Origin of the sequence: Vibrio sp. TBV020 (assembly GCF_046056895.1) — a bacterium.
Classification (GTDB): Bacteria; Pseudomonadota; Gammaproteobacteria; order Enterobacterales; family Vibrionaceae; genus Vibrio.
The window spans coordinates 1,169,620-1,192,668 of the sequence record NZ_JBEEAQ010000001.1 but is presented as its reverse complement, the minus strand read 5'-3'; the positions used below and the strand labels follow the sequence as shown (position 1 = coordinate 1,192,668).

The window sequence follows — 23,049 nt, the reverse complement described above, 5'->3', positions numbered from 1 at the left end:
ACTACTTCACTAATGCATCAAAGCTATCCATCACTTCTGAACATTTCATGACTCGCCCATGGCCCTGCCCTTGAGTCGCTACCAAAGTAACATTTTCCATTTCATTCGATGCCTTTTCTGAGACACTAAACTTAGCGAACTTATCACCTTCATCATGAACAATAATCGTGGCAGATGTACGTAGCTTGAGCTTATTATATGGATCCACCGATTGGATTGGGTAACGATACTGCTCTTCAATTTCAGAAACCACTGCGTTAAATAGCTTCATCGAATAGCCCGAACGCGCCACACTGCCAAACAAATTATCAAGATAATCCAACACAGGCGCAATCAATAAGAAAGGCTTACCATTTAGCTTTTGGTGATGACATTCGATCGATGAAGCAGATCCCATGCTATGAGCGACTAAACCTGCGACGTCATCCACACTATCTAGAATAGCTTCTAGGCCTTGTACAAACGCAGGAATATGTCCATAAACACCACCACTTTGCCCATGACCAGGATGATCGTATGCAAGTGCCGTAAACCCTCGGCTCGCAATATGTTCCATTAGCGGATAGAACTGACTTGCACTGCCAGACCAGCCGTGTGCCAACACCCAAACAGGGCCACTACCCAAAGTATAAGTCTGAAGAGTCCCTTCTTTTGAAGAGACTTCCCCTTTCACCAACCCGGTTGGCTCTGCATTCTTAGGTTTAGTTCGAGCGGGAGTCAGCAGTAGCTTGCGCGCGGTATTTTCCGCATGTTTTGGAGCAATAGTATGATGTAGACGCGTTGTTAGGTTAATAAGGCTCTTTTTCACACTGAATTTTTGCGAGGTATTAAAGTAAATCTTCTCACTCATGGTTCTTTCCTTTTAAGGCTCAGCCTGTTCATATTACAAAAACGAACGACCGTGCTATTTTTATATAAATAATAAGCCAAACGCATTGCTTGGCTTAGTTAAATTCTATTATTTCCAGCTCGCTATTTGGCGTTTCACACCTTGCCAAAAGTGCTCGTAGCTCGCTTGCTCTCCATGAATGGAGTAAAACAAATGCGCACTCAGATAAAGACCGTACAATTCAAAAATCGCCTGTTTAGGGTCAAGGTCAGCACGAAACTCACCGTTCTCAACCCCTTTTGCGACCTGAATAGTCAAATAGCCAATCCAAGTCTCTATCGTTTTCTTAAGTACCACTTGTGTCGGCGGTGTCTCTGACCCTGTCTCTTTCCAAGCATCAAGGAACATACAACTCCCTTGGAATGAGTGATTCCAACCCAACCAGTTATCGAGGAGTAGCGTCAGTTTTTCTTCAATCGATATCGACGTACTCACGCGCGCAGGCGCAATCACTCGCTCGGTAAAGATCTGGTTTGCATGTTCTAATACTGAGATCTGTAAGTTGTCTTTCGAATTAAAATGGGCGAAAAGGCCACTCTTTGACATCTCACACTGCTTGGCCAACTCACCTATGGTCAGACTCTCTAATCCATTGATGCTGGCTAATTCAAAAGCTTTGTTCAAGATGTTATCTCGGGTGACTTTGCCTTTACTCATACAACTCTCTCATCAGTAATCTTATTATTTTTAGCACACTCGTACTTTTTTTCAACCAATCAATACACTTTCTTTCTCTTCCTACTGCTTAAAAACTAAACACTCGAGTTTTGAAGTGCATCTCAAAGTCAGAGAAAGAGTGCCTCAATTCGACCACAACTTGATTTTGCATGACTATCAATAGCCAGAAAACTGGTATATGTGCGCTACTTTGTTTGTTTTGTTTATCGTTATGGAAAATAAAAAAATTCAGAGCATCGAGCTCGGTCGAGTCATTGCTATTTTGGCTATCGCGGCTATGCACTGCCAGATGTTTCTAACCTATTGGCAAGTTGATGGCACGCCATGGTTTGGATACATATTCAACCAAATCACTCGATTTGCCGTCCCCCTGTTCTTCTTGATTTCCGGCTACCTTATTCAGCCTAAATTGATCACAGATCCGATAGGTACGTTAAAGCGCTACGTTTCGCCTCTACTTAGGGTGTTCATTGTTTGGAGCATCATCTGTTTGGCGATGCCGTTCAATCTCGGAAAAGTGGCTGAAGTGGGCTACTTGGCAGAGCGCCAAGGCTATTGGGGTTTTCTCGCTCAAACACCACTAAACACGCTATTTGAAGGGGGACTCGTTCACCTGTGGTTTATTCCCGCACTAATATCCGCAGCGGTTATCACGGCTTTGCTTGCCAAGTGGAATAAGCTCACCCTACTGGTTCCGCTTGCCTTTGCAATGTACATCTATGGCGTTTTAGCAGGTAGTTACCAAGGTCTAACTGAGTTCTGGGCACCAATTTTTACCCGCAATGGTCCTTTCTTTAGCACCTTATTGTTTGCGATTGGCTTTACCATTCGCCAGAAAGGCATTCGAACAACAACACGTCAGGCATTCACTTTGACTTTGTTAGGATTCGCTATGCACTTTACAGAGGCCTACCTTTTGAACCAGCACGAACAACCATTCAATGCCAATGATTTCTTATTTGGTACAGTGCTATGGGGGACAGGTTGCTTCATGTGGCTTCTCGCCAATCCGACGCTAGGAGAAGGTCGTTGGTTAACAAAGCAATCTAAATACGTACTTCCTTTGTATGTCGCTCATTTACCTATGATCATCGTAATGATGAACGTTTCAGGAATACTTCAATTCACCGGCTTTACGAAAGATATGACAACATTGTTTGGTGCTATTGTTGTCACTTTCCTGCTCATCAAAGTATTAGAAAAGACACCGCTGTATCGCTGGTTATTCAGATAAAATACACAAACGTTAAAGCGATGGTTGGTTCCATCGCTTTTTCTTTAACTAGGCTTCCTCGCCAAGTCTCTTGCCAGAATCAACGCCAATCCAAACACTTGAAGAAATAAACCTATATTTTTGTACCAGGCTACTTGCTCATTTAAGGCCGACATCAATTCGGTAATACTCAAGTTTTCCAAATACAACTCATCAATTTGGTCACGATATGTCTGTTGTGTCTGATTGATAAGGCTCATTAAATCGACTAATGAATCTAACTTTATTGGTGGGATCTCTTCACCAACCCAATGACCCAATTGTGCTCGTATTACCTGTTCGACTTGCGGCGAAAGCGTTTGTCCTTGTCCAATATGTAGCAACAACATTTCCCGCTTTCGTTCTAACATTTCAACGCTGTTCCAAGCTAATTGAATCGAATAGACGTTCTCATTTTTTTGCTCTGAAAGTCCAGCGTTCTCAGCACTCAGCTTATCAAGCACCACGCTCGACATAAGCAGTGCCATAACATTGAGGATCAAACCTGTGAGTACAAGTACCCATGCTGGAGGCGCTTTCATTGTCATCTACCACAATTTATCAAACGGTAAATAGGTAACATTGAGAACGATTAACACTGCCATAACCAAAAACGTTAGTTTCATGCCTGACACACGACCTTTCAGTCTGTCTGCCAGAATTCCTTTGGCATGAAGAATACGCCCAACAACAAAGGCAAGACCACATAGGTGAATCATCCAAGGGGCTGCTCCGTTATACTCCAGCAAAGCCATCAAGATGAGTGTAATTGGAACATAATCGACCGCATTACTGTGGGCACTTCTCGCGATAGTTAAAGCATCAACACCACCATCCGCGTATTTCACCTGAGCTTTTCTGCGTTGCTTTATCACCTGTATCGATAACCAAATCATTAAGGCTGCCAAAATTGCCGCATAGAGCGCTGTTACCATTATTTTTCTCCATATCTATCAGATAACTAAGACCTTATCAGTGTAGATAATCTTTCATCGATACCAAGCAGCAAAAATAAAAAAGCCTCGCAAAATAGCGAGGCTCAATCACACTTATGGAATATTAGCAGCAGTTAGTGCCGCAGCCGTTGTTTGGCTTACAATCTTCACCTTTACCTAAGAAAGTTTGTTCCGACAAGTAGAAGCCCGTGAACGCAGCTTCAAAATCTTCAGACACAGTCTTCTCAACTAATCCTGTCTCCATGATTTGTTTTTGCCACTCTTGCACTTTTGGAAAACCATCCAACATATCAAAGCAGGTGTGCGATTTAATGATGTGCGCACGATGAAGAAGTGGTAGCCATGCCATGTCGACATTACTTAATTGCTGACCTTTAAAGAAAGGACCTGCAATTTGCTTCTCAACTTTGGCAAACGCTTTAGCAAGGTTAGCCACTTTTTCTGTTAAAGCCCCTTTGTCATTGCTACGCATGGTGCCACACTGAGCAAGGTAGTGCTTTGAGCCTAAATAACTCCAAGCACGGTCTAGAGCACGCTGCTCATTTGTTACGCCCTGCTCTAGCGGCCCAAATTCATCTTCAATGTATTCAATGATCGCATCAGATTCAAAAAGCGCGGTACCGTTTTCGGTTACAAGTAGTGGTACTTGCCCATTTGGAGAAATATCCAAGAACCATTGAGGTTTGTTACTTAAGCTAATGTATTCGATTTCGTATGGAATTTTTTTCGCTTCTAATGCAGCAGTGACACGTTGAACGAATGGACAAATTTTAAAGCTGATAATCTTAATCATGTTACGACTCTTCTCATTAAAGGGGATGCTCGTTTGCATCACTTACACCCCTAAGACGAGCCGCCAAATCAAAAGACGAAAATTAAGTGAAGTTTTTTCAAATTAATTTCAGCAGCTTCCACAACCATCTGATTTAACTTCACATTCCATAACATTGCCGTGTTTGTCCAACTCTAAAGTACAGCAACCTTCAAACAATTTACGAAGCTCAACTCGCCCTTTTTGCACGCGTGATTTCAATGTTGAGTAACTAATGCCGACTTTGTCAGCGAGTTGTTTTTGACTAACGCCCTGTAAATCAACCGAATCAAGTAACTTAGACTGTTCTTCAGGCAAAGCGTCAACAAATGGCTTGATACATTCCGCCATTTCTTGTTCTAAGGATGCATCTTCTTGTTCGAACCATAAATCTTCAGCTTGGAGCTCACCATCTCTTTGATACCTCGCTCTCTTGCGATAGAAATCAATAATGGTGCGGTTTGCCAATTGAAATAGCCAAGACTTCACGCTATCAGCATCTTTCACAGTACTCAGGCTTTGATGAGTTTTGATTAAGATCTCTTGTTGTAGGTCATCCACATCATCAGGATTACTCACTTTTGAATGAAGAAACGCTTTTAGTGCTTGTTGATATTGGCCCCAAACAGTTTCCAAGGTCAGGGTTGAATTAGCAATGTTCATCGGCACAACACTCGTCTTGTAAGAAGCCAATCACGCCTTCTAGGCACTGATACTCTGCAACACAATAAAGTGTGCGGCCTTCGCGTCGTTGACTTAATAGTCCAGCTGAGGCGAGGCTTGAGATATGATGTGATAGTGTAGAACCGGGGATGCCGAGTTGTTCTTGAATAGTACCGACAGCAACACCCTGATAGCCCGCTTTAACAACAGCTTTATAGATGGATAGCCGAGTAGGATGCCCGAGCTCTTTTAGTGCTTTTGCAACAACTTCAAGTTCCATGGGAAACTCCGAAATAAACAATATATTTCCAAAATAATCGAAATATCTATTTTTTGCAAATATCATTGTTATGTGGAGTAGAGGATAGCCCTTTTAGTTTTTGAATGACTTAGATATCTGCAAGATAAACCGAATCAACAGCAACTTCGACTCTTTATCTAGCAAGCGAACAGCTGAAACCAGATCATCCGATTCAATTTTTCTAACCGACAATTCATCCATCGCTACATCAAGGTGAGTCATCCCAAGTGTACGTAAGATAGAACGATATTGGGAAAGCTTAAGGTCCGATTCACCACGCTCTATTCTTTGATAAGTTTTCGTGCTCATCCCCGCCAACTTTGCTACTTGATCTTGGGATAACCCAGCTTGTTTCCTGCGTTCCATTATCACACGAATAATTGGGTCCATAGCTTTCCCCCTGCGAAAATTGGACTTATTTGTCCTATTTAACGCAATAACTGGACCATATTTTCCCCACCACATTTACCCGAAATAGGTAGGTCCATAAAATTGAGTAAAAAAAGAGACTTACACAGTTTTTCGCTTATTTAGGGACAATCATGCGCTACCCACTCAACGCAAATTGCAAAGTTCATACACGCAATTTGCAAAAGATCACTACCGTCCACTGCGACCTAAAATGGCAGCTGACGGAGCCTCTCTCTGAAGAGGCCAAGCTGTCACTAACGCAAGTTCAACAGAGGTTGATGACGTATAAAGAGTTAAAACTACACGAAGGAATGATCGCCCTCAGCGAGATCGAAAGCATACTGAGTCATATGTCAGAGCCCGAGCGTGAGATAGCGTTTTGTGGCGTCGTGTGTATCGATTTCCACATACGGTTGATTGATAGCTGGCTAGCTCAAAACCGAACTCGATTCTAACCTCCCCCAAGCATTTCCCCTCCGAGAGCTGCAAACATGTCGCAGCTCCAAATCAAACTCAAACTTTAAATCACTATTAATCAATACCTTATGAATTTATTTCGATATTTATCGAAATATTTATTGATCTCATCATTTTTACTTCTATAATTCGAGAAAAGTCGAAATGAATTTGAAGATTCAAGTTCATTAATTGAAGAATTTGGAGTTACCTTATGAATACCGTTTTTCCAAGCAATGAGTTGATGTCAATGGCAGGTGAAGCACTCGACATGTTTGCCTTCCTTGCAACCGAATTGATCATTCTCTTTTTAGCAATCAGTTACATCGTTGGCGTACTACAGGAGTTTTTAACACCAGAAAAGATCCAGTCGATCTTAAGTTCACGCAACGGTAAAGGTTACGTGGTCGCAGCTCTACTTGGTGCAATCACACCGTTTTGTTCTTGCTCCACAATTCCTTTCTTGAAAGGTCTTTTAAGAGCTCGTGCAGGTTTCGGCCCTATGATGGTGTTCCTGTTTGGTAGCCCACTACTAAACCCAGTCATCATCGGTTTATTTGTTGTCACCTTTGGGTGGAAGGTAGCTCTGTTCTACTTCCTAATTGCGATGACAGTATCTGTTGTGGCTGGCTACGTACTTGAGAAGTTGGGTTTTGAGCGTTACGTGAAGCCAGAAGCTTACCAAGCTGCATCTGAATCTAGCTGTGGTACAAGTTGCGGTGATAGCAAACCTGCACCGAAGAAAGAGAGTGCTTGTGGTACTTCTTCAAGCTGTGGTGAGTCTGCTCCAGTTATGGCAAAAACTGACGCCTGCTGTGGAACAAAAGAAGAACCTAAAGTAGAAGTAAGCTGCTGTGGTACAGATGGCACAGCGACCGCAACAGTTGTGGAGACAAAAGAACCAAACCGTTGGGTGAAGATCTGGCACTCAACTTGGAAAGACTTTAAACAAGTGTTCCCATACTTGATGCTAGGTATTGCGATTGGCTCATTCATCTATGGCTTTATCCCAACAGAACTGATTGCAGAATATGCTGGTGCAGGTAAGTGGTACGCAATCCCTGTGGCTGCGGTGATTGGTATCCCACTATACATTCGCGCAGAAGCAGTGATTCCGTTAAGTGCAGCTTTGGTACAGAAAGGAATGGCTTTAGGGTCGGTAATGGCGTTAATTATTGGTAGTGCAGGCGCAAGTCTAACAGAAGTGATTTTGCTAAAATCAATCTTCAAAAACCAAATGATCGCTGCGTTTCTTACCGTCATCCTGAGTATGGCAATCGGCGCTGGTTTCTTATACAGCTTCATCTTTGGTTAATCTTTAACTACGTCAATAAAAGCCCTTATCTTAGGGCTTTTATTACATCTGGGTAACAGTGATTAACGATTCCAATTATTATCAATTGAGGTGAATTAAACGATAATGAGCTCCTAGTCATTCATTACCTTTGGAGACCATTATGGCGAATGGATTTACAAAAGATGGTGGCGTTCAAGACCAAATCGATGCCACTGTTATTGATGCAATTAATCGCGCTCGTGCGCACCTACACCACGAACATAACGACAGCGAATACTGCTTAGAATGCGGCGAACTGATCCCGGCAGCACGAAGAAAGATCCTTCCTGGTGTTGAGTACTGTATCGAGTGCCAAGAGAAGCAAGATGCACGCGAGAAAGCATTTAGTTCCTACAACCGTAGAGCCAGTAAAGATAGTCAATTACGATGACAACAAAGGCGTAGTCGTCGACTTCGCCTGATATGAACATGCACACTCATTGTAACCATCCCATCAACGCCATTACATTCACCACAAAAATTTCTCATTTCAAAAACTATTCACTCAGTAATTACCAGCAAAATATTTTAGAAAAAATCAATAATTCTTAGAAAAAACCAACTCCGTTTTGAGCTCAAGTTTGTTAGGCTTGTGGAAATATTTTTTTACAACTTAATCTGTATTTATTTTTAGGTAAGGTATTTTCTTTTGAATATGAAGTTATTTGGCAGTTCCTTGATCTTAGCGGGAACCGCTCTTGGGGCAGGCATGCTTGCGATCCCCATGGTATTGGCCCAATTTGGTTTTATCGTCAGTTCCGTTTTAATGCTGTTTATCTTTATTGGTACCACTTTCTCTGCTCTTCTTCTCGCTGAGGCTTGCAGTAAAACGAAACAAAGTAACAGCATGAGCAGTGTGGCGTATTTAACCCTAGGCAAGTCAGGTCAGCACTTCATTAATATCTTGTTCTACCTACTGCTTGTTTGTATGTCCATTGCTTACATCCTTGGCATTGGTGACATCCTCAACAAACTGCTGAATGATGTAGGGATCTCAGTGTCTACCTCAACCTGTTACACCCTATTTAGTTTACTGATGGGTGTAATCGTGGTTGCGGGCAAAGGGCATATCGACCGCCTTAACCGTGGTTTATTCTTAATGATGGTCGCGATGCTGTTTATCGTCATTTTCTCGTTGCTCAACAACATTAATCTCGATTACATCACTCAAGACTCAGATTACTCAGTCAACGATATCGTAAAATACAGCGCGATTATCTTTACCAGTTTCGCGTCGATGGTAGTGATCCCGTCTTTGATTGACTACAACCGTGAAGCAAGCCAAAAAGAAATCAGAAACATGATTTTGCTAGGCTCACTGATCCCACTATTCTGTTACCTAGTATGGTTGTTTGCCATCATTGGCAACCTTGGAACAGAGGCCATCAGTCGCTTCCATAATATCTCTGAACTGATTAACGCCTTCAGTGAATCGCAATCGATGATAAAAACGATTGTGGGAATCTTCTCAGCGCTTGCGCTTGTGACCTCTTTCCTTGGTGTTTCGATGGCGCTTTACGATCAAAACCAAGATGCAATTACAAAAAGTAAACCAGCCGCTTACTTGCTGACGTTTGTGCTACCACTGGCTTTAGCAAGCCTATTCTCAAACCAGTTTGTCAGCATGCTCGACTACGCAGGAATGGTATTAGTATTCTTAGCGATTTGGGGACCATTAATGATGGTAAAAAAGGTACGCAAGCCAGATTTTCCTGACCTGTGTTTAGAAAGCTCTTATACCGCAGGCGGAGGCACTTTGGCACTCAATGTCACTTTCTTGTTTGGTGCCTTGATCTTCGTTTCTTGGTTTATGAGTTGATCCCCAGCTGTAAAACGAAAAAAGCGCCAAATTCGGCGCTTTTTTGATATCTGTTGAAGCTCGATTAAAACTTCTTCGGTGCGTAACCTGTCATCACTTGAAGTTTTAGTTCTTTGCCCAGCTTTGTCATTGGGTGAACAACTACTAAACCGCGCACAGACTTTTTCAGTTTGCCCATATCAGCCTGTTCTGCTTTAGTGATTTCACGAGAAAATGGCATATCTAGCAGACTTTTACGCTCTTTGTTCATGTCGTATTTCTGCTTGTGCTTCATTGAGCTCACTTTCTTGTTTAGCTTTTCTAGCTCATCAGTGAACTTCTTGATCATTTCACCATCACCACGGCCTTTTGCAGCATCAAGTTTGCGATTGCAGTTGTCGATACGGTTGTTCAGGTTTTGTAGTTCTTTCTTAAGGCTCATGGTCATTATCTCGTTGAAACAGAAAAGGGCGGCGAGTGTAGCACAGGGCTAATCACTCCCCTAATGATTATCGTCAATTTGTACAAATATCGTTCAAGAAAGCAGTTTGACCATTAAAAAAACGCCCAACCTAAAGGCTGGGCGAAAAGACAGAGGATTATTTCTGAGTCACAAGACTCTCGTAATCAAATAGGACAAGACAAATTAGAAGTTGTAAATAAGCGCCAACTCTACACGCGCGATATCTTTGCTATCAGGACCAACAACATCATCTGTGTAGTCACTTGATAGAGCATAGTAAGTATTCACTTCTGTTTTTAGATTACCGGTAATGTAGTTATGGAACTGTAGATAGAACTGGGTGTACGCGTATTTCTCATCAGAGTCTTCACCAAACAGTACGTCTTGGTTAAGGGTGTAAATAGCATCATCCGTATTTGCACGCCATGTAGACATGAAGCCAGTGATAATTGTCTGCTTAGGTGCGTATTCAATGACCGAATACCCCCCCACTTGCATGGCGTTACCGTAAGCGCCATCATGAGCAAAGCCCAATGGGTCACCCGTCCATAATGGATTAAACGTAGTCACTTTATCACTATCTGCGTCAGACCCCGAAGCGTAATGCAGATTCATACCCACACGGTAGTTCCAATCCGCTTTCCAGTTGTAGTTCAAGTCTGCATAAACCATATATGCTGAAATGTCTTTACCTGCATGATCACCAAACTGGTAAACACCATCAAGCATGTAACCAAAACCTTCACTCACAAAATCATGCGCATGCAAACCAAGCACTTGAATGTCTACGTCACCATCAGGTGCGTTTACAAAGCTAGAATTGGTCAGCTCATTACTCATCACGTAAGCTTGCATTGCACCAAAGTCAGTGCGCCAGTTGGCAAAAAGGCCTGTCGACTTCTTACCGTTGGTTTTATCATCCCAGTTCCCACTAAAGCTGCCATCTTCATACAATGGGAACACTTCTTCACCGTAGTAAGCGTCAAAGTTAATCCCACTCACACTATATTTCGCGCTGACTGCGTTCCAGCTTGATTGAACCGGGGTCGGTTCACGGTTCATCATCTGCCATTCATTCAAGTAGATTTCTTGACGACCAAGACGCGTACTTAAATATTGCTCACCATCATCCAGTAACTTAAATTCGGTGAAAAGTTGGTGAAAATCCGTACCCGCATCATCCACAGGACCTGGCGCGTCTAAGTTGGTGTAGTTGGTACGAATTTCACCAAATACTCGCATCCAATCTTGGTACGTTACATCAGTAGAGAGTTGTAAGCGTGAACGCAATTCATTGTGCTTGCGTGAGTCAGGGTCATACATATGATTCCAACGATTATCGAACGCTACCTTCACGTTACCCGCAAACGATACTTTCCAATCGCCATCCTCTGAGATATCCAAACGCTTTAACTTCTCAGAAAAGCTCTTTTGACTCTCATCCAAATTATCTACGTAGCTCCAGTCTTCATTCGCACGATCACCCCAGAACACTATTGGGTTGCGTTCACTCCAAGTCGAGGTCTCGGTTTCAGCCGCATGTAAGACACCAGAAATTGATAACGCCAGTAAGCTTAATGAACATTTTGTAATGGTTTTCATTATTGTATTTCCATATTTTGGGCACAAAGAATCCTTCCTGCGACCCAATGGCCACAGGAGGAGTTTGTTGTTATAGGTAATTTTTTATTATTGGAGAGTTACGAGTCCACGCCGAGCGCTTCTTTGATACCAGATGCGATAGTGATTACATTGGCACCGTAGATAACTTGGATTCCTTTTGGCATGCGGACCACACCAATGGCGTTAAGCTCTTTCTTCCAGAAGTCATCACTTGCTGCGAGAGTTTCATCGTGTAATGACACTCGTAGTCGTGTTGCGCAGTTGGATACGTTCTCGATGTTCTCTGCGCCGCCTAATGCTTTGATGATTTCAACAGGCAGACCTGCCGTGTTTTGCTTCTGTTTCTTCTTGAAGTCTTCTTTGCTGTACAGTGCGATATCACCGTCTTCTTCTTCACGACCAGGCGTTTTAGAATCAAACTTCAAGATAAAGAACTTAAAGGTGTAGAAGTAAATCACGAAGTAAAGCGGAATGATCCACAGTAGTGCCCAAGCATGTACCTTTTCAGGTTGCAGAAGGTTTGGCACCATGAACAACAGCTGGTTGCCGTGGATAGATACGCCCATCATTTCAGTAATCACATACGCAAGACCATTTAGCGGTACGTGCACTGCGAAGAACAGGAATGGTTGAACGAATAAGAAGGTGTACTCTAACGGCTCAGTAATACCAATAACCGCCGCAGTAAATACAGCTGGAACCATGATTGCAGCTACTTTCTTACGGTTTTCAGTTTTCGCTGTTACATACATCGCGTAAGCGGCACCAGTAAGACCACCAATCTGAATTGGAATACGACCACTTGTGAAGTTGTGAGTGATATAGCCAGTTGCATCTGGCGAGCTCATTTGACCGTTCATGATGTTACGAACACCTTCGTAAATCACGCCGTCAATTTCCATCACGCCACCCACACGAGTGTATTCAATAGGGAATGCGATCAAGTGGTGAAGACCAAATGGCAGCAAGCCTTTATCGAAGACACCGAATAAGAATGAGCCAAAGATACCTGAGCTTGTGATAAGCGTTGTAATCGACTGTAGACCGCCCGCAATCGGTGGCCAAGCATAGTATGTGATTAAACCAACAGGCATGATCGCCATGTAAGAGAAGATCACAACAGCACGAGGACCAGAGAAGAAGCTTAACATTGAAGGCATTTCAAATTTGTAGAAACGGTTATGTAGCCATGCCGTCAAACAACCTACGATGATACCGCTGAAAATACCCATGTTGTATGAGAATACACCTAGGTTTTCACCCCATAGTGAGTTGAAGTTTTGTGCATCTACTTTGTCGTAACCTAATGTGTTTACAAGGTAGTCAACGCTTGTTGTTTCTGGTGTCCAACCATTGAACGCAGCTATTGAGCCGACCGCAACGTTGAAACACATAAACATAGTGAAACCAGTGAATGCCGCCCACCCTTTTTCTGATTTAGAAAGGGCAAACGCCAAACCAATGGCAAAGAATGGTGGTAGGTTGCGCATCACCATCAAACCGAGATCCAACATCAGTTTGAAGAATGCGAAAATAACAGAGTCTTGCGCGGACATTTGGTTTACTACGCCCGCACCAACACCGATGTAAATACCTGCAACTACTAACACGATGATAGACACCATCATGCCGCCAGCAAGTGCTTGAACCTTATCTCTCATAATTTACTCCTGAAGTGATATGAGAACTTTCACGTATATTGTTATTGCTTTTCTCAATGACTCTAGGCTGAGCTGTTCATTTGGCTCATGTACCTTGGTCACATCACCTGGAAAAGTAGGTCCGAATGCCACACCATTGCTTAGCGCTCGTGCATACGACGCTGCACCTTTGCTAAAACATTGAGCTTCCATTCTCGTAACTTCGGAATACGCTTTTCCCATCGCTTGGATTAAGTCACTTTCGGGTGAGAGGTAAGATAGAGGTAAGTGCTGCTGTTCGATGATACTCACTCCATACTTTTGGGATAAGTGTTGGAGTTGGGTACGAGTCTCTTCGATAGTTAGCCCTTTAGGAAACCGAAAATCAAAATCCAAGTTGTATCCATGTTCATCAAGGTTGATTGAAGAAACGCAGCAGCTTGTGCCGCCCATTTCATCGTCCATATGTGCTAAGCCTAACTTCGCTCCATCAATGGACTCTGCAAAGCAGTTATCCAATAAGTCGATGAAACTTTGCGAGTTAGCATCTAACCCTTCAACATGGCGCATCACAGCCATAAACTTGTCCATACAATTTGGGACGCGATGCGGGTTGCGAGATTTCTCCCACGGCGTTGTCAATACAACGCGATACAGCTCCTTCTGCTGAGTTACATCGGCAACGCTGTCAAAACGTTGCGCCACTCTTGCTGCCTCTTGACCGGAAAACCAAACCGAAAGGTGGTGACACGTTGAAGTACGGTCTCTCTCGCTTTCAATGTGGTGGATCTGGCAAGTTCCTAAGTTACATAAAGTTGGGAATTCTTTTTGTAACTCGGCATACAAGATACCTTTTTCTCCATTGACGATTGGGAAGTCGCCGTCGGGAGAAAAACCAAAAGCCGGTTGTGGCTGATGGCGAAAGTAATGTTCTACACATTCCCAAGTTGTCTCTTCAGCTCCTCCAATAATGACGCGAATTTTTCGCTTCATCGGTATGTTGAACTGCTTAAACATCTTGAGGATGTACAGCGACGCGATTAATGGTCCTTTGTTATCCGTCACTCCTCGACCAAATACTAAGTCTTCGTTTCGGTGGAGTGAAAATGGTGCAGTGTTCCACTTTGCCTCATCCCCTGCTGGAACAACATCGACATGATGTAAAATGCCGATCTCTTCTTCCCCTTCACCATAACTAATATCGAGCGCATAGCCTTGGTGGTCTCGAACTTCAAAGCCTTCGCGTCTTGCCCAGCTAATCAAGTAATCAAACGCTTTTCTGATACTTTGTCCAAAAGGCGCATTAGTCGATTTAGTGCTTAAGTCACGTACTGACGGAATGGCAATTAATCCAGACAAATCGCTGAGTAATTCATCAGTACAGCTGTCAAAGTACCCTAAGATTTGTGTAGAAAAATTGCGTTCCGTCATCTTTTAAACCTAATTTAATTACTGTTGATAGAGATATAATTAGAGTTGTTATCTAAGTCTCAATTTCGTGCCAACCAATGCACGCCACCGTCATCAGAAAACGCCATAAAGTCTGCTTTTCTGCGAGCAAAAATGCCATTTTCGACGATGCCTGGAATATTGTTGAGAGCGATTTCTAACGCTAATGGCTCACTGATATCTAACCCTGCACAATCAAGAATGATGTTGCCGTTATCAGTGACACAACCTTCACGTTTAATCGGCTTTCCGCCTAGGCTTTGTAGCGCTTTTGTCACAGCGAGTTCAGCCGCGGGCAACACTTCAATTGGCAATGGAAACGCACCTAGTGCCAATTTCAAGCGACCACTATCGGCAATCGTAATAAAGGTCATTGCCATGGTTGCCAGCACCTTTTCACGAGCGAGCGCTGCACCACCACCTTTGATGGTTTCACCACTACTCAAGCCTTCATCAATACCATCCACATACACATCGACACGCTCACAATGCTCAATCGGTTGTTCAACGAGACCAGCCTCTAATAGCGCTTGACTAGAACGTTTGGAACTGGAAACACAATGTGAAAATTCTGCCCCGCTTCGCTTAAGTAATTGAATAAATATTTCAACCGTTGCCCCTGTACCGATACCAATCACAGAAGACGGAGTTAACACACTCAGTACTTGCTCTAAGGCCACTTTCGCAGCCTTAGTACGCAGGCAATCTGAGCTATCCATTTCGATAAATCGTTTTGCCATACTCATGTTTACTTCTCCAATAGCGCTTGAGCTTTACTCACTACGTTATCGACAGTGAAGCCATACATTTCAAACAACTGCTCAGCAGGTGCAGACTCACCAAATGTGGTCATGCCGATGATGTCACCATTAAGGCCAGTGTATTTGAACCAGTAGTCAGCGATACCCGCTTCAATTGCGATACGCTTACTAACCGACGCAGGTAAAACTTGTTCGCGATACTCAGACGTTTGTGCTTCAAATAGATCAGTTGATGGCATAGACACGACGCGGCAGCGAACGTTAGAAAGCTGTTCTTTCGCCTGCATTGCCAGCGCGACTTCAGAGCCTGTAGCAATCAAGATTAACTCTGGTTCACCATCGCAGTCAGACAAGATGTACCCACCTTTTGCTACGTCATTTAACGTTGATTCATCGCGTTCGAATTGAACAAGGTTTTGACGAGAGAAGATCAGTGATGTTGGGCCATCTTTACGCTCAACCGCTGACTTCCAAGCCACTGCAGTTTCTACTTGGTCACATGGACGCCACGTGCTCATATTTGGAGTTAAACGCAGTGATGCAATTTGCTCTACCGGTTGGTGTGTTGGGCCATCTTCACCTAGACCGATTGAATCATGGGTATAAACAAAGATGCTGCGTTGCTTCATCAATGCTGCCATACGTAATGCATTACGTGCGTATTCCATGAACATCAAGAAGGTGCCGCCGTAAGGAATGAATCCACCATGTAAAGCAATGCCGTTCATCATTGCCGACATAGCAAACTCACGTACACCGTAGCTTAGATAGTTCCCTGAAGCATCTTGTGCAGAGATAGCCTTAGAACCAGACCAATTAGTCAGGTTTGATGGCGTTAAATCTGCCGAACCACCTAGGAATTCCGGTAAGTGAGCACCGAACGCTTCAATCGCGTTTTGTGATGCTTTACGTGTTGCAATCGTCGCAGGGTTGGCTTGAAGCGTAGCAATCACATCTTGGCTGATTTGCTGCCAGTTTTCTGGAAGCTCACCTTCTACGCGGCGCTTATATTCTGCTGCGAGTTCTGGGAACGCTTGCTGGTAGGCATCGAAACGGTTTTGCCATTGCGCTTGAGCATCTTTACCTGCTTTTTTGCCATCCCATTGAGCGTAAATATCACCCAGAATATCAAACGGTTCATATTCCCAACCCAGATTCTGACGTACCAATGCGACTTCTTCTTCGCCCAGTGGTGCGCCATGGCAGTCGTGACTTGCTGACTTGTTTGGTGAACCAAAACCGATAATCGTTTTACAGCAAATTAGTGTCGGCTTACTTGTCTCAGCTTGTGCCTCAAGAATCGCGTTACGGATCGCTTCAGAATTATGGCCATCAACATCAGCAATTACGTGCCAGCCATACGCTTCGAAACGTTTTGGTGTATCGTCAGAGAACCAACCTTCTACTTCACCGTCGATAGAAATGCCGTTGTCATCCCAGAACGCGACCAGTTTGCCTAAACCAAGAGTACCAGCCAGTGAACATGCCTCATGAGAAATGCCTTCCATCATGCAGCCATCACCCATAAAGACATAAGTGAAGTGGTCAACAATGTCATGACCAGGACGGTTGAATTGCTCACCCAGCACTTTCTCTGCCAGTGCCATACCTACGCCGTTGGTGATCCCCTGACCTAGCGGTCCAGTAGTCGTCTCAATACCAGGTGCATAACCATATTCAGGGTGGCCGGCTGTTTTTGAATGAAGCTGACGGAATGACTTAATATCTTCCATTGTCAGGTCATAGCCCGATAGGTGCAGTAAGCTGTAAATCAGCATCGAACCATGGCCGTTTGATAGAATGAAACGGTCGCGATCAGACCAAGTCGGATCCGTTGGGTTGTGCTTTAGAAAGTCGCGCCACAATACTTCAGCGATATCTGCCATACCCATTGGCGCACCTGGGTGACCAGAACCTGCTTTTTGCACTGCGTCCATGCTAAGAACGCGAATTGTATCTGCCAGTTTAGAACGAGTAATCATAGCCAAACTCCTTACAGACGCGCTTCAATCATGGCTTCAAGCTTGCCCTGATCGACTGCAAAATTACGGATACCTTCAGACAGTTTCTCCGTTGCCATTGGGTCTTGGTTCATTTCCCAGCGGAATTCAGCTTCTGTCATTGCATTTGGTGCAGGTTTCACTTCGTCACGAGGCGCAAATAGAGTTGCTTCAACGTCACCTTCTTGTGCAGCCAGTTGGTCTAAAATTGCTGGACCAATCGTTAAACGGTCACAACCCGCCAATGCCAATACTTCGTCAGCATTACGGAAGCTAGCGCCCATAACCACGGTGTTGTAGCCGTAATCTTTGTAGTAGTTGTAAATGTTTGAAACCGAGACCACACCTGGATCTTCATAAGGCAGGTATTCTTTCTTATCTGTATTAGTTTTGTACCAGTCAAGAATACGGCCTACGAAAGGAGAAATTAGGTAAGCCCCAGCCTCAGCACATGCTTTTGCCTGTGCAAAGTTAAACAGTAAGGTTAGGTTACAGTTGATGCCTTCTTGCTCTAACACTTCTGCCGCGCGAATGCCTTCCCATGTCGACGCTAGTTTGATCAAGATACGCTCTTTCTCAATCCCTGCCTCTTGGTACATAGCAATCAGCTTACGCGCTTTTACTAAACTTGATTCTTTGTCAAAAGATAAACGCGCGTCTACCTCTGTTGAAATACGGCCTGGTACTGTCTTTAGAATTTCAACACCAATGTTTACAGCCAATTTGTCGCTCGCATCAATTAGCTGCTGTGCCTTGTCTGCACTTTGTTGTTTTGCCCACGCCACTGCATCAACGATTAAATGATCGTATTGAGGCATTTCCGCAGCTTTTAGTACTAGCGACGGATTCGTGGTCGCATCTTGCGGTTGGAAAGCAGCGATAGCATCAATGTCACCCGTGTCGGCAACAACTGTGGTGTACTTTTTAAGTTGTTCTAGTTTGTTCATGGTTCTATCTCGATAAATGTTCAATTAATTTTGCTAGCGATAACTGGCTCATAGACGACAGCACCAAATTGGCGTGCGATACATCCAAATGCCGGGTTAATAGGTTGGTTACCACAACCGTTGAAATATCTGCTGATCGAGCCGCTGTAATTCCAGGAGGGGAATCTTCAAATGCAATGGCTTGATGAGCAGAGACTCCAAGCTTTTCGAGACTAGTGAGGTACACATCTGGGCACGGTTTGCGCCTTTCTGGAGCAATCTCTTCCGCACCAGTAAAGCAGTCAAAGTAATGGTCTAGATTCAAACGCTGTAGAATTGGAAAGTAATGCTCACGCTCTGAGCTTGTGGCCAACGCAAGCTTAAGCCGCTTTTGTTTGGCATAATTGAGATAATCACGGACACCTTCGCGTTCAGAAAGTGTGGCGATAAACTGATAGGCTAAATCTAAGATTTTATCTCTGATTTGAATGTCAGAGTATGAAAGACCTGAATGGTGGCGATAAAGATTGTAAAGAGCGGTTGCTGGCGCTGAGCTCCCAACTAGTCCAGCAACCTGGAGAGGCGATACGTCTACACCATATGGTTTCATCAAAGCTTCCCAGGCTCTGAACATACAGCTTTCCGTGTCGACTAAAAGACCATCGAAGTCAAAAATAAGCGCTTTAAAACGGCCACAATCAATGTCCTCTCTTTCCACATTGTTGAGGGTTAGTTTATCCACACTCATCTTCCCTTCCATGTTCTAAACTCCTGTTTTCGTTATGCTAAGCTCGCATGAAGAATTGACTTCATCTCTTCACCCGATGTCAGCGGTAAGTTGAAGCAGAACGCAGGCTCTAACGCTTGAACGTCTTGCTTAGTTACCCCGACCTGAGTCAAATTCGATTCCAAACCGATTTGCTGTAGAAAAGTGACCAAATGTCCTGCTAAAGATTGCGCTTTCTCTTCGGTGCTTCCCACGGCACCAAACAACTCGGCAACTTGAGCATAACGTTCTGGCTGCTTACGCCACTGAAGCTGAACATACGCTGGATAAACCACCGCTAACGTCAGTCCATGAGGCAAATCGGTCTTTTGACTGCCTAAGATTTCCCCTAATGGGTGAGGCGCGCCCGCACCACCATTTGCCAGTGAAATTCCACCTAACGTGTCCGCAGTAGCAAGTTCACAGCGACCTTGGATATCTGAACCATTTGCAACCACTTTTGGTAGGTTATCTACAACTAACTTCATCGCTTGAAGCGCTAGCTGATCAACAAATGGTGATGGTCGTGTCCCGGTGAAAGATTCAAACGCATGTGAAAATGCATCAAAACCAGTCATCGCCGTCATTCGTGGTGGAAGCGTTAGCATCAACTCAGGGTCAATCACTGCTTCTAGTGGAAAAAACTCAGGATGGAACAAAGTCAGTTTGGCATGCTGTTCAACGTTAGTGATTACTGCCGCTTGCGTTACTTGAGAGCCCGTACCAGAGGTTGTTGGTACCGCAATCAAAGGCACAACAGGCGCAGGCAGCTTGGCAATATCACCAAACGGAGAGTCGTAAGTTGCAAACCAATGCGACCAGTTAAGCTCTTCTGCGTTAATTGTCGCTGCAATGATTTTTGCGGTATCAATCGATGAACCACCACCAACAGCCAACACCACATCACACTCAGCGGCTTGTGCCACTTGGCGACCTAATTCAACGACTGTTGTCGGAGGGTTAGGTACAACACCATCAAAGTGAGTGATCGTAATGCCTTCATTTTCTAGCAAAGAAAAAATACGGTCATAGGCAGGCTTTACTGCTTCAAAAATTGGTTCTGACACCACCAAGCAACGTTTGCCATATTGCGCAACTAACTGACCAATTTTTTGTATTTCACCCGGACCAAACGTTAGCTTAGTCGGTTGATAATGTTGAAATTGTGTCATGATAAAATCCTTGGTTATGGTGCCAGACCGGAGCATATAGGGGGTTGTCAGCCCAGCACCAAATTCATTTAACGTTTAATTAAGCCGGCTCTACTTCTGCTTCAGCAGCAACGTTTTTCTCAGCTTGGTCAAGTGCAGCGCGGAAGTCATGAACACCCGCTGTGATGCCTTTTTCGTGACCAAAGATGTTAGTAGACGCAACCATCACATCAATGTCTTCTTTAAGTAATGCTTCTAGGTTGTGGTTACGGATACCACCATCAACACATAGCTCACAGTTAGGGTTACGCTCATTGATCAGCTGACGAGCTTCACGAATCATTTCAATTGCTGACTCACGCCATAACCACTCATCGTTGTTTACGCCGTGGATAACAATGTGCAGACGGTCAAGGTAGTAAATCGCTTCTTTAACGAAAGAAACTGGAGTGAAACAGCCGACTGTTAGACCAAACTTCATGTTGTAGTCACGGCAGTACTTCATCATGTATGCCAGTGGTGCACCTAAGAAGTTCTCAGCAGGAAGAATCAGCATATCTGCGCCTGCCGCTGCGATTTTTTCTACAAACAAGCGATCACAATCTTTGAAGTATGCGTGCACTTCGATTGGCTTGTCTGTGTACTGACGAATACCTTCAACGATTTGGTGGCCGCCCATTAGCTGCATGTTTTTTAGGTCATGCATGTCTGCTGCGTCACAGTGAATGTAGTCCGCGCCTGCGTCTGATACTTCTTTTACGATGTCAGCCATGTGGCCGTAATCAACGTGCGCTAAACCTGCAGCAATTTTTACTTTTTTCATGAGATTTCCTTAGTAGCTAAATGAGTGTTGGCATGTGTGCTGACCTTCACGAACAATAAGTCGTAAATATTGGCCAATGCCGCAACCGTTGTTATCTGTGATAATGAGATTGGCTAGTCCGCGTAGTGCAGGGCTAGCATTTGCCATCGCGACCGGCTCGCCAACGGCTTGAAACAATGACGTATCGTTGTCGCCGTCACCAAACGCAATGGTGAGATTTGGATTTAGGTTATGGTGAGATAACCAAGTTGATGCAGACTGTCCTTTATTTACCCCAAGGCAAGTAATATCGAGCTTTGTTGGTGTGGAAAGGTCCGCTTGTAGGATGTTGGTTAGTGAGTCACGAAGCTGGCACAGCGCCTGTTTGTCACTGCTAGACACCAATACTTTATATACGTCTCCACATACTTCTTGCAGTTCAGTCACTGACGGGATGATTTCCATATGGGCATCGATACCCAGTTGACTCATCTGACGTTCAAGTCCTTCAAAGTGGCTTGACGTCTGTGGCGCATAAATGCCGTTTTGAGCATAAAGAGTAAAATTAAACTGGCCCAAGTTAAGCATATCCAATAGCTGGTTCAGTTGCTTAACGTTAAACGCCTGAGCATTTTGGTATTGCTGACTTGCAACATCGTATTGGTAAGCGCCGTTACAACAAATCAATGGGGCGGTAATACCAAGTTGATTGGCAAAAGGCAGCATCAATTGATGAGGTCGTCCACTTGCCAACGTCACTTGATAACCTTCATTTAGCGCTTGTTGAATGGCTTCAACATTGTTCACACTAATCTGGTTGTGATCGTTTAGTAAGGTTCCATCTAAATCGATAATGATTGCTTGATACTTCACCTTGGCCTCCTTTGACTCTTCGTGACGCAAAATGACTATAAACCGTCAAATTCGGTCACGTAAAGTCAAATTTGACTTTTTATGGCGTTTTTATTGGTAAAGATCACAAAATAACGTCAAAATAAGTTCACAAAACGTCATTTGTAAATTTAAATTGCTCAAAACGTCAAATTCGGTCAAAATAAACCAAAAGAAATTCAGGATGCAGTACAAAATGAATGAAGCTCAACGTCACAGACGCTTACTCGAATATTTAGATAGCCATACCTTTATTACTACTAACGATTATGTTTCGATGTTAGATATCTCTTTATCTACTGCTCGTCGAGACATCACTAAGCTTGCAGAAGATGGCAAGTTGAAGAAGATTAGAAATGGCGCAGAGGCGCTAACTAGCGAAAGCAATCATCAACATCACACGCCTTCAAGCTTTATTCCCAGTGAGTATGATATTGAAAACCTTGATGCCAAGAAGCGTATTGCAAAAGCAGCGGTTGAGCTTTGTGATGAGCACGACAGCGTGATCGTCAGTGGTAGCAATACCACCTTCTTGATGGGAGAGTATTTAGCAGGCCGTGATGTTCAGGTGGTAACTAACTTTATGCCACTCGCACACAGTTTGATCACTCAAGATCATCAGAGCATCATCATACTAGGTGGTCAGTACTTACCTGAACGTCAGATCACCATTTCCCCTGATGAAGAAGCAGCTGACGATCATAAAAGCCGTTTCGTCTTCTTTACGGGTACAGGAGTCACGCCTGCAGGTATTCATACTTCTGACTTGCTGGTTTATATGGCGGAAAAAAAACTACTGGAATATGGCGCAAAGCTGATTGCTTTAGTAGACAGTAGCAAGATAGGTAAGCATGGCGGTAAATTATTGGCGACAGCAACACAGTTAGATACCTTAATTACCGATGCAGATGCAGATCCAGATGTGCTTGAATCACTCAAAGCTTCTGGAGTGAATGTTGTGGTTGTTTAATCGACCGATTTGATTCACGTTTCAATTCGCTAGGTAGAACACTCTGCCTAGCTATC

The 23,049-nt window shown here is 43.9% G+C and carries 25 protein-coding genes; 6 read left to right on the top strand and 19 right to left on the bottom strand.

The features are described 5' to 3' along the window. Position 1: 1 nt before the first annotated feature. Both AAFX28_RS05115 and AAFX28_RS05110 read right to left on the bottom strand, forming a co-directional pair. Positions 2-850 (bottom strand): alpha/beta hydrolase, encoded by an 849-nt coding sequence (locus AAFX28_RS05115; protein WP_408686252.1) that lies wholly within the window; start codon positions 848-850, stop codon positions 2-4. 108 nt (positions 851-958) lie between these two features. Continuing rightward, positions 959-1,546, bottom strand: a complete 588-nt coding sequence (locus tag AAFX28_RS05110; RefSeq protein WP_408686251.1) for a TetR/AcrR family transcriptional regulator — start codon at positions 1,544-1,546, stop codon at positions 959-961. A 232-nt stretch (positions 1,547-1,778) separates the two neighbouring features. Here AAFX28_RS05110 and AAFX28_RS05105 point away from each other — a divergent pair, with 232 nt between their 5' ends. Continuing rightward, entirely contained in the window at positions 1,779-2,801 is a 1,023-nt protein-coding gene (locus tag AAFX28_RS05105; RefSeq protein ID WP_408686249.1) for an acyltransferase, read from the top strand. Between the two features lie 44 nt (positions 2,802-2,845). Here the strand turns inward: AAFX28_RS05105 and AAFX28_RS05100 are convergent, their stop codons facing one another. The 6 genes from AAFX28_RS05100 to AAFX28_RS05075 form a co-directional block, all read right to left on the bottom strand. Beyond that, on the bottom strand, positions 2,846-3,367 hold the full coding sequence (locus tag AAFX28_RS05100; RefSeq protein ID WP_408686248.1) for a DNA mismatch repair protein: 522 nt from the start codon (positions 3,365-3,367) through the stop codon (positions 2,846-2,848). Continuing rightward, entirely contained in the window at positions 3,368-3,754 is a 387-nt protein-coding gene (locus AAFX28_RS05095) for an MAPEG family protein (protein WP_408686246.1), read from the bottom strand. Positions 3,755-3,878: 124 nt separating this feature from the next. Further along, positions 3,879-4,568 carry a glutathione S-transferase family protein gene (locus AAFX28_RS05090; protein WP_408686244.1) on the bottom strand — a complete coding sequence of 230 codons (690 nt, stop codon included), beginning with the start codon at positions 4,566-4,568 and terminating at the stop codon, positions 3,879-3,881. A gap of 108 nt (positions 4,569-4,676) precedes the next feature. Beyond that, positions 4,677-5,249: an RNA polymerase sigma factor SigZ gene (sigZ, locus tag AAFX28_RS05085; RefSeq protein WP_408686242.1), complete on the bottom strand. Its 573-nt coding sequence runs from the start codon at positions 5,247-5,249 to the stop codon at positions 4,677-4,679. Next, positions 5,236-5,529, bottom strand: coding sequence for an ArsR/SmtB family transcription factor (locus tag AAFX28_RS05080; protein WP_408686241.1), 294 nt, complete (start codon positions 5,527-5,529; stop codon positions 5,236-5,238). The genes sigZ and AAFX28_RS05080 overlap by 14 nt, the downstream gene beginning before the upstream one ends. Positions 5,530-5,622: 93 nt before the next feature. Continuing rightward, positions 5,623-5,940 carry a helix-turn-helix transcriptional regulator gene (locus AAFX28_RS05075; protein ID WP_408686239.1) on the bottom strand — a complete coding sequence of 106 codons (318 nt, stop codon included), beginning with the start codon at positions 5,938-5,940 and terminating at the stop codon, positions 5,623-5,625. 152 nt (positions 5,941-6,092) lie between these two features. Here AAFX28_RS05075 and AAFX28_RS05070 point away from each other — a divergent pair, with 152 nt between their 5' ends. The 4 genes from AAFX28_RS05070 to AAFX28_RS05055 all read left to right on the top strand — a co-directional run bounded on the left by AAFX28_RS05070 (position 6,093) and on the right by AAFX28_RS05055 (position 9,572). Next, positions 6,093-6,416 (top strand): hypothetical protein, encoded by a 324-nt coding sequence (locus AAFX28_RS05070; RefSeq protein WP_408686237.1) that lies wholly within the window; start codon positions 6,093-6,095, stop codon positions 6,414-6,416. 215 nt (positions 6,417-6,631) lie between these two features. Continuing rightward, a complete protein-coding gene (locus tag AAFX28_RS05065) occupies positions 6,632-7,732 on the top strand; it encodes a permease (protein ID WP_408686235.1) in 1,101 nt (366 codons plus the stop codon). 142 nt (positions 7,733-7,874) lie between these two features. Next, complete coding sequence (locus AAFX28_RS05060) at positions 7,875-8,144, top strand: DksA/TraR family C4-type zinc finger protein (RefSeq protein WP_134835472.1); 270 nt, start codon at positions 7,875-7,877, stop codon at positions 8,142-8,144. Between the two features lie 264 nt (positions 8,145-8,408). After that, on the top strand, positions 8,409-9,572 hold the full coding sequence (locus AAFX28_RS05055) for an amino acid permease (protein WP_408686818.1): 1,164 nt from the start codon (positions 8,409-8,411) through the stop codon (positions 9,570-9,572). Between the two features lie 64 nt (positions 9,573-9,636). On the opposite strand, the gene AAFX28_RS05050 is transcribed toward AAFX28_RS05055, so the two are convergent. From AAFX28_RS05050 to AAFX28_RS05000, 11 genes are all read right to left on the bottom strand, one after another. Further along, positions 9,637-9,993, bottom strand: a complete 357-nt coding sequence (locus tag AAFX28_RS05050) for a YibL family ribosome-associated protein (RefSeq protein WP_408686233.1) — start codon at positions 9,991-9,993, stop codon at positions 9,637-9,639. 204 nt (positions 9,994-10,197) lie between these two features. After that, a complete protein-coding gene (locus tag AAFX28_RS05045) occupies positions 10,198-11,616 on the bottom strand; it encodes an alginate export family protein (RefSeq protein WP_408686231.1) in 1,419 nt (472 codons plus the stop codon). A 98-nt stretch (positions 11,617-11,714) separates the two neighbouring features. After that, the gene (locus AAFX28_RS05040; protein ID WP_408686230.1) at positions 11,715-13,298 is read right to left on the bottom strand and encodes a PTS transporter subunit EIIC; all 1,584 of its coding nucleotides are present in this window, start codon (positions 13,296-13,298) and stop codon (positions 11,715-11,717) included. A 3-nt stretch (positions 13,299-13,301) separates the two neighbouring features. Next, positions 13,302-14,708 (bottom strand): Sapep family Mn(2+)-dependent dipeptidase, encoded by a 1,407-nt coding sequence (locus AAFX28_RS05035; protein ID WP_408686228.1) that lies wholly within the window; start codon positions 14,706-14,708, stop codon positions 13,302-13,304. Positions 14,709-14,767: 59 nt separating this feature from the next. Beyond that, positions 14,768-15,472: a ribose-5-phosphate isomerase RpiA gene (gene rpiA, locus AAFX28_RS05030; protein WP_408686226.1), complete on the bottom strand. Its 705-nt coding sequence runs from the start codon at positions 15,470-15,472 to the stop codon at positions 14,768-14,770. Between the two features lie 2 nt (positions 15,473-15,474). Continuing rightward, positions 15,475-17,469: a transketolase gene (gene tkt / locus AAFX28_RS05025; protein WP_408686224.1), complete on the bottom strand. Its 1,995-nt coding sequence runs from the start codon at positions 17,467-17,469 to the stop codon at positions 15,475-15,477. An 11-nt stretch (positions 17,470-17,480) separates the two neighbouring features. Beyond that, positions 17,481-18,434, bottom strand: a complete 954-nt coding sequence (tal, locus tag AAFX28_RS05020; RefSeq protein WP_408686222.1) for a transaldolase — start codon at positions 18,432-18,434, stop codon at positions 17,481-17,483. Between the two features lie 4 nt (positions 18,435-18,438). Further along, positions 18,439-19,173, bottom strand: a complete 735-nt coding sequence (locus AAFX28_RS05015; RefSeq protein WP_408686220.1) for an HAD family hydrolase — start codon at positions 19,171-19,173, stop codon at positions 18,439-18,441. 20 nt (positions 19,174-19,193) lie between these two features. Continuing rightward, on the bottom strand, positions 19,194-20,351 hold the full coding sequence (locus AAFX28_RS05010; RefSeq protein ID WP_408686218.1) for an iron-containing alcohol dehydrogenase: 1,158 nt from the start codon (positions 20,349-20,351) through the stop codon (positions 19,194-19,196). 79 nt (positions 20,352-20,430) lie between these two features. Beyond that, the gene (locus AAFX28_RS05005) at positions 20,431-21,153 is read right to left on the bottom strand and encodes a ribulose-phosphate 3-epimerase (protein WP_053439523.1); all 723 of its coding nucleotides are present in this window, start codon (positions 21,151-21,153) and stop codon (positions 20,431-20,433) included. Positions 21,154-21,162: 9 nt separating this feature from the next. Further along, positions 21,163-22,005 (bottom strand): HAD family hydrolase, encoded by an 843-nt coding sequence (locus AAFX28_RS05000; RefSeq protein ID WP_408686216.1) that lies wholly within the window; start codon positions 22,003-22,005, stop codon positions 21,163-21,165. Between the two features lie 214 nt (positions 22,006-22,219). Between AAFX28_RS05000 and ulaR the strand changes: the two genes are divergently transcribed. Next, positions 22,220-22,993 (top strand): HTH-type transcriptional regulator UlaR, encoded by a 774-nt coding sequence (gene ulaR, locus AAFX28_RS04995; protein ID WP_408686817.1) that lies wholly within the window; start codon positions 22,220-22,222, stop codon positions 22,991-22,993. Positions 22,994-23,049: the final 56 nt, after the last annotated feature.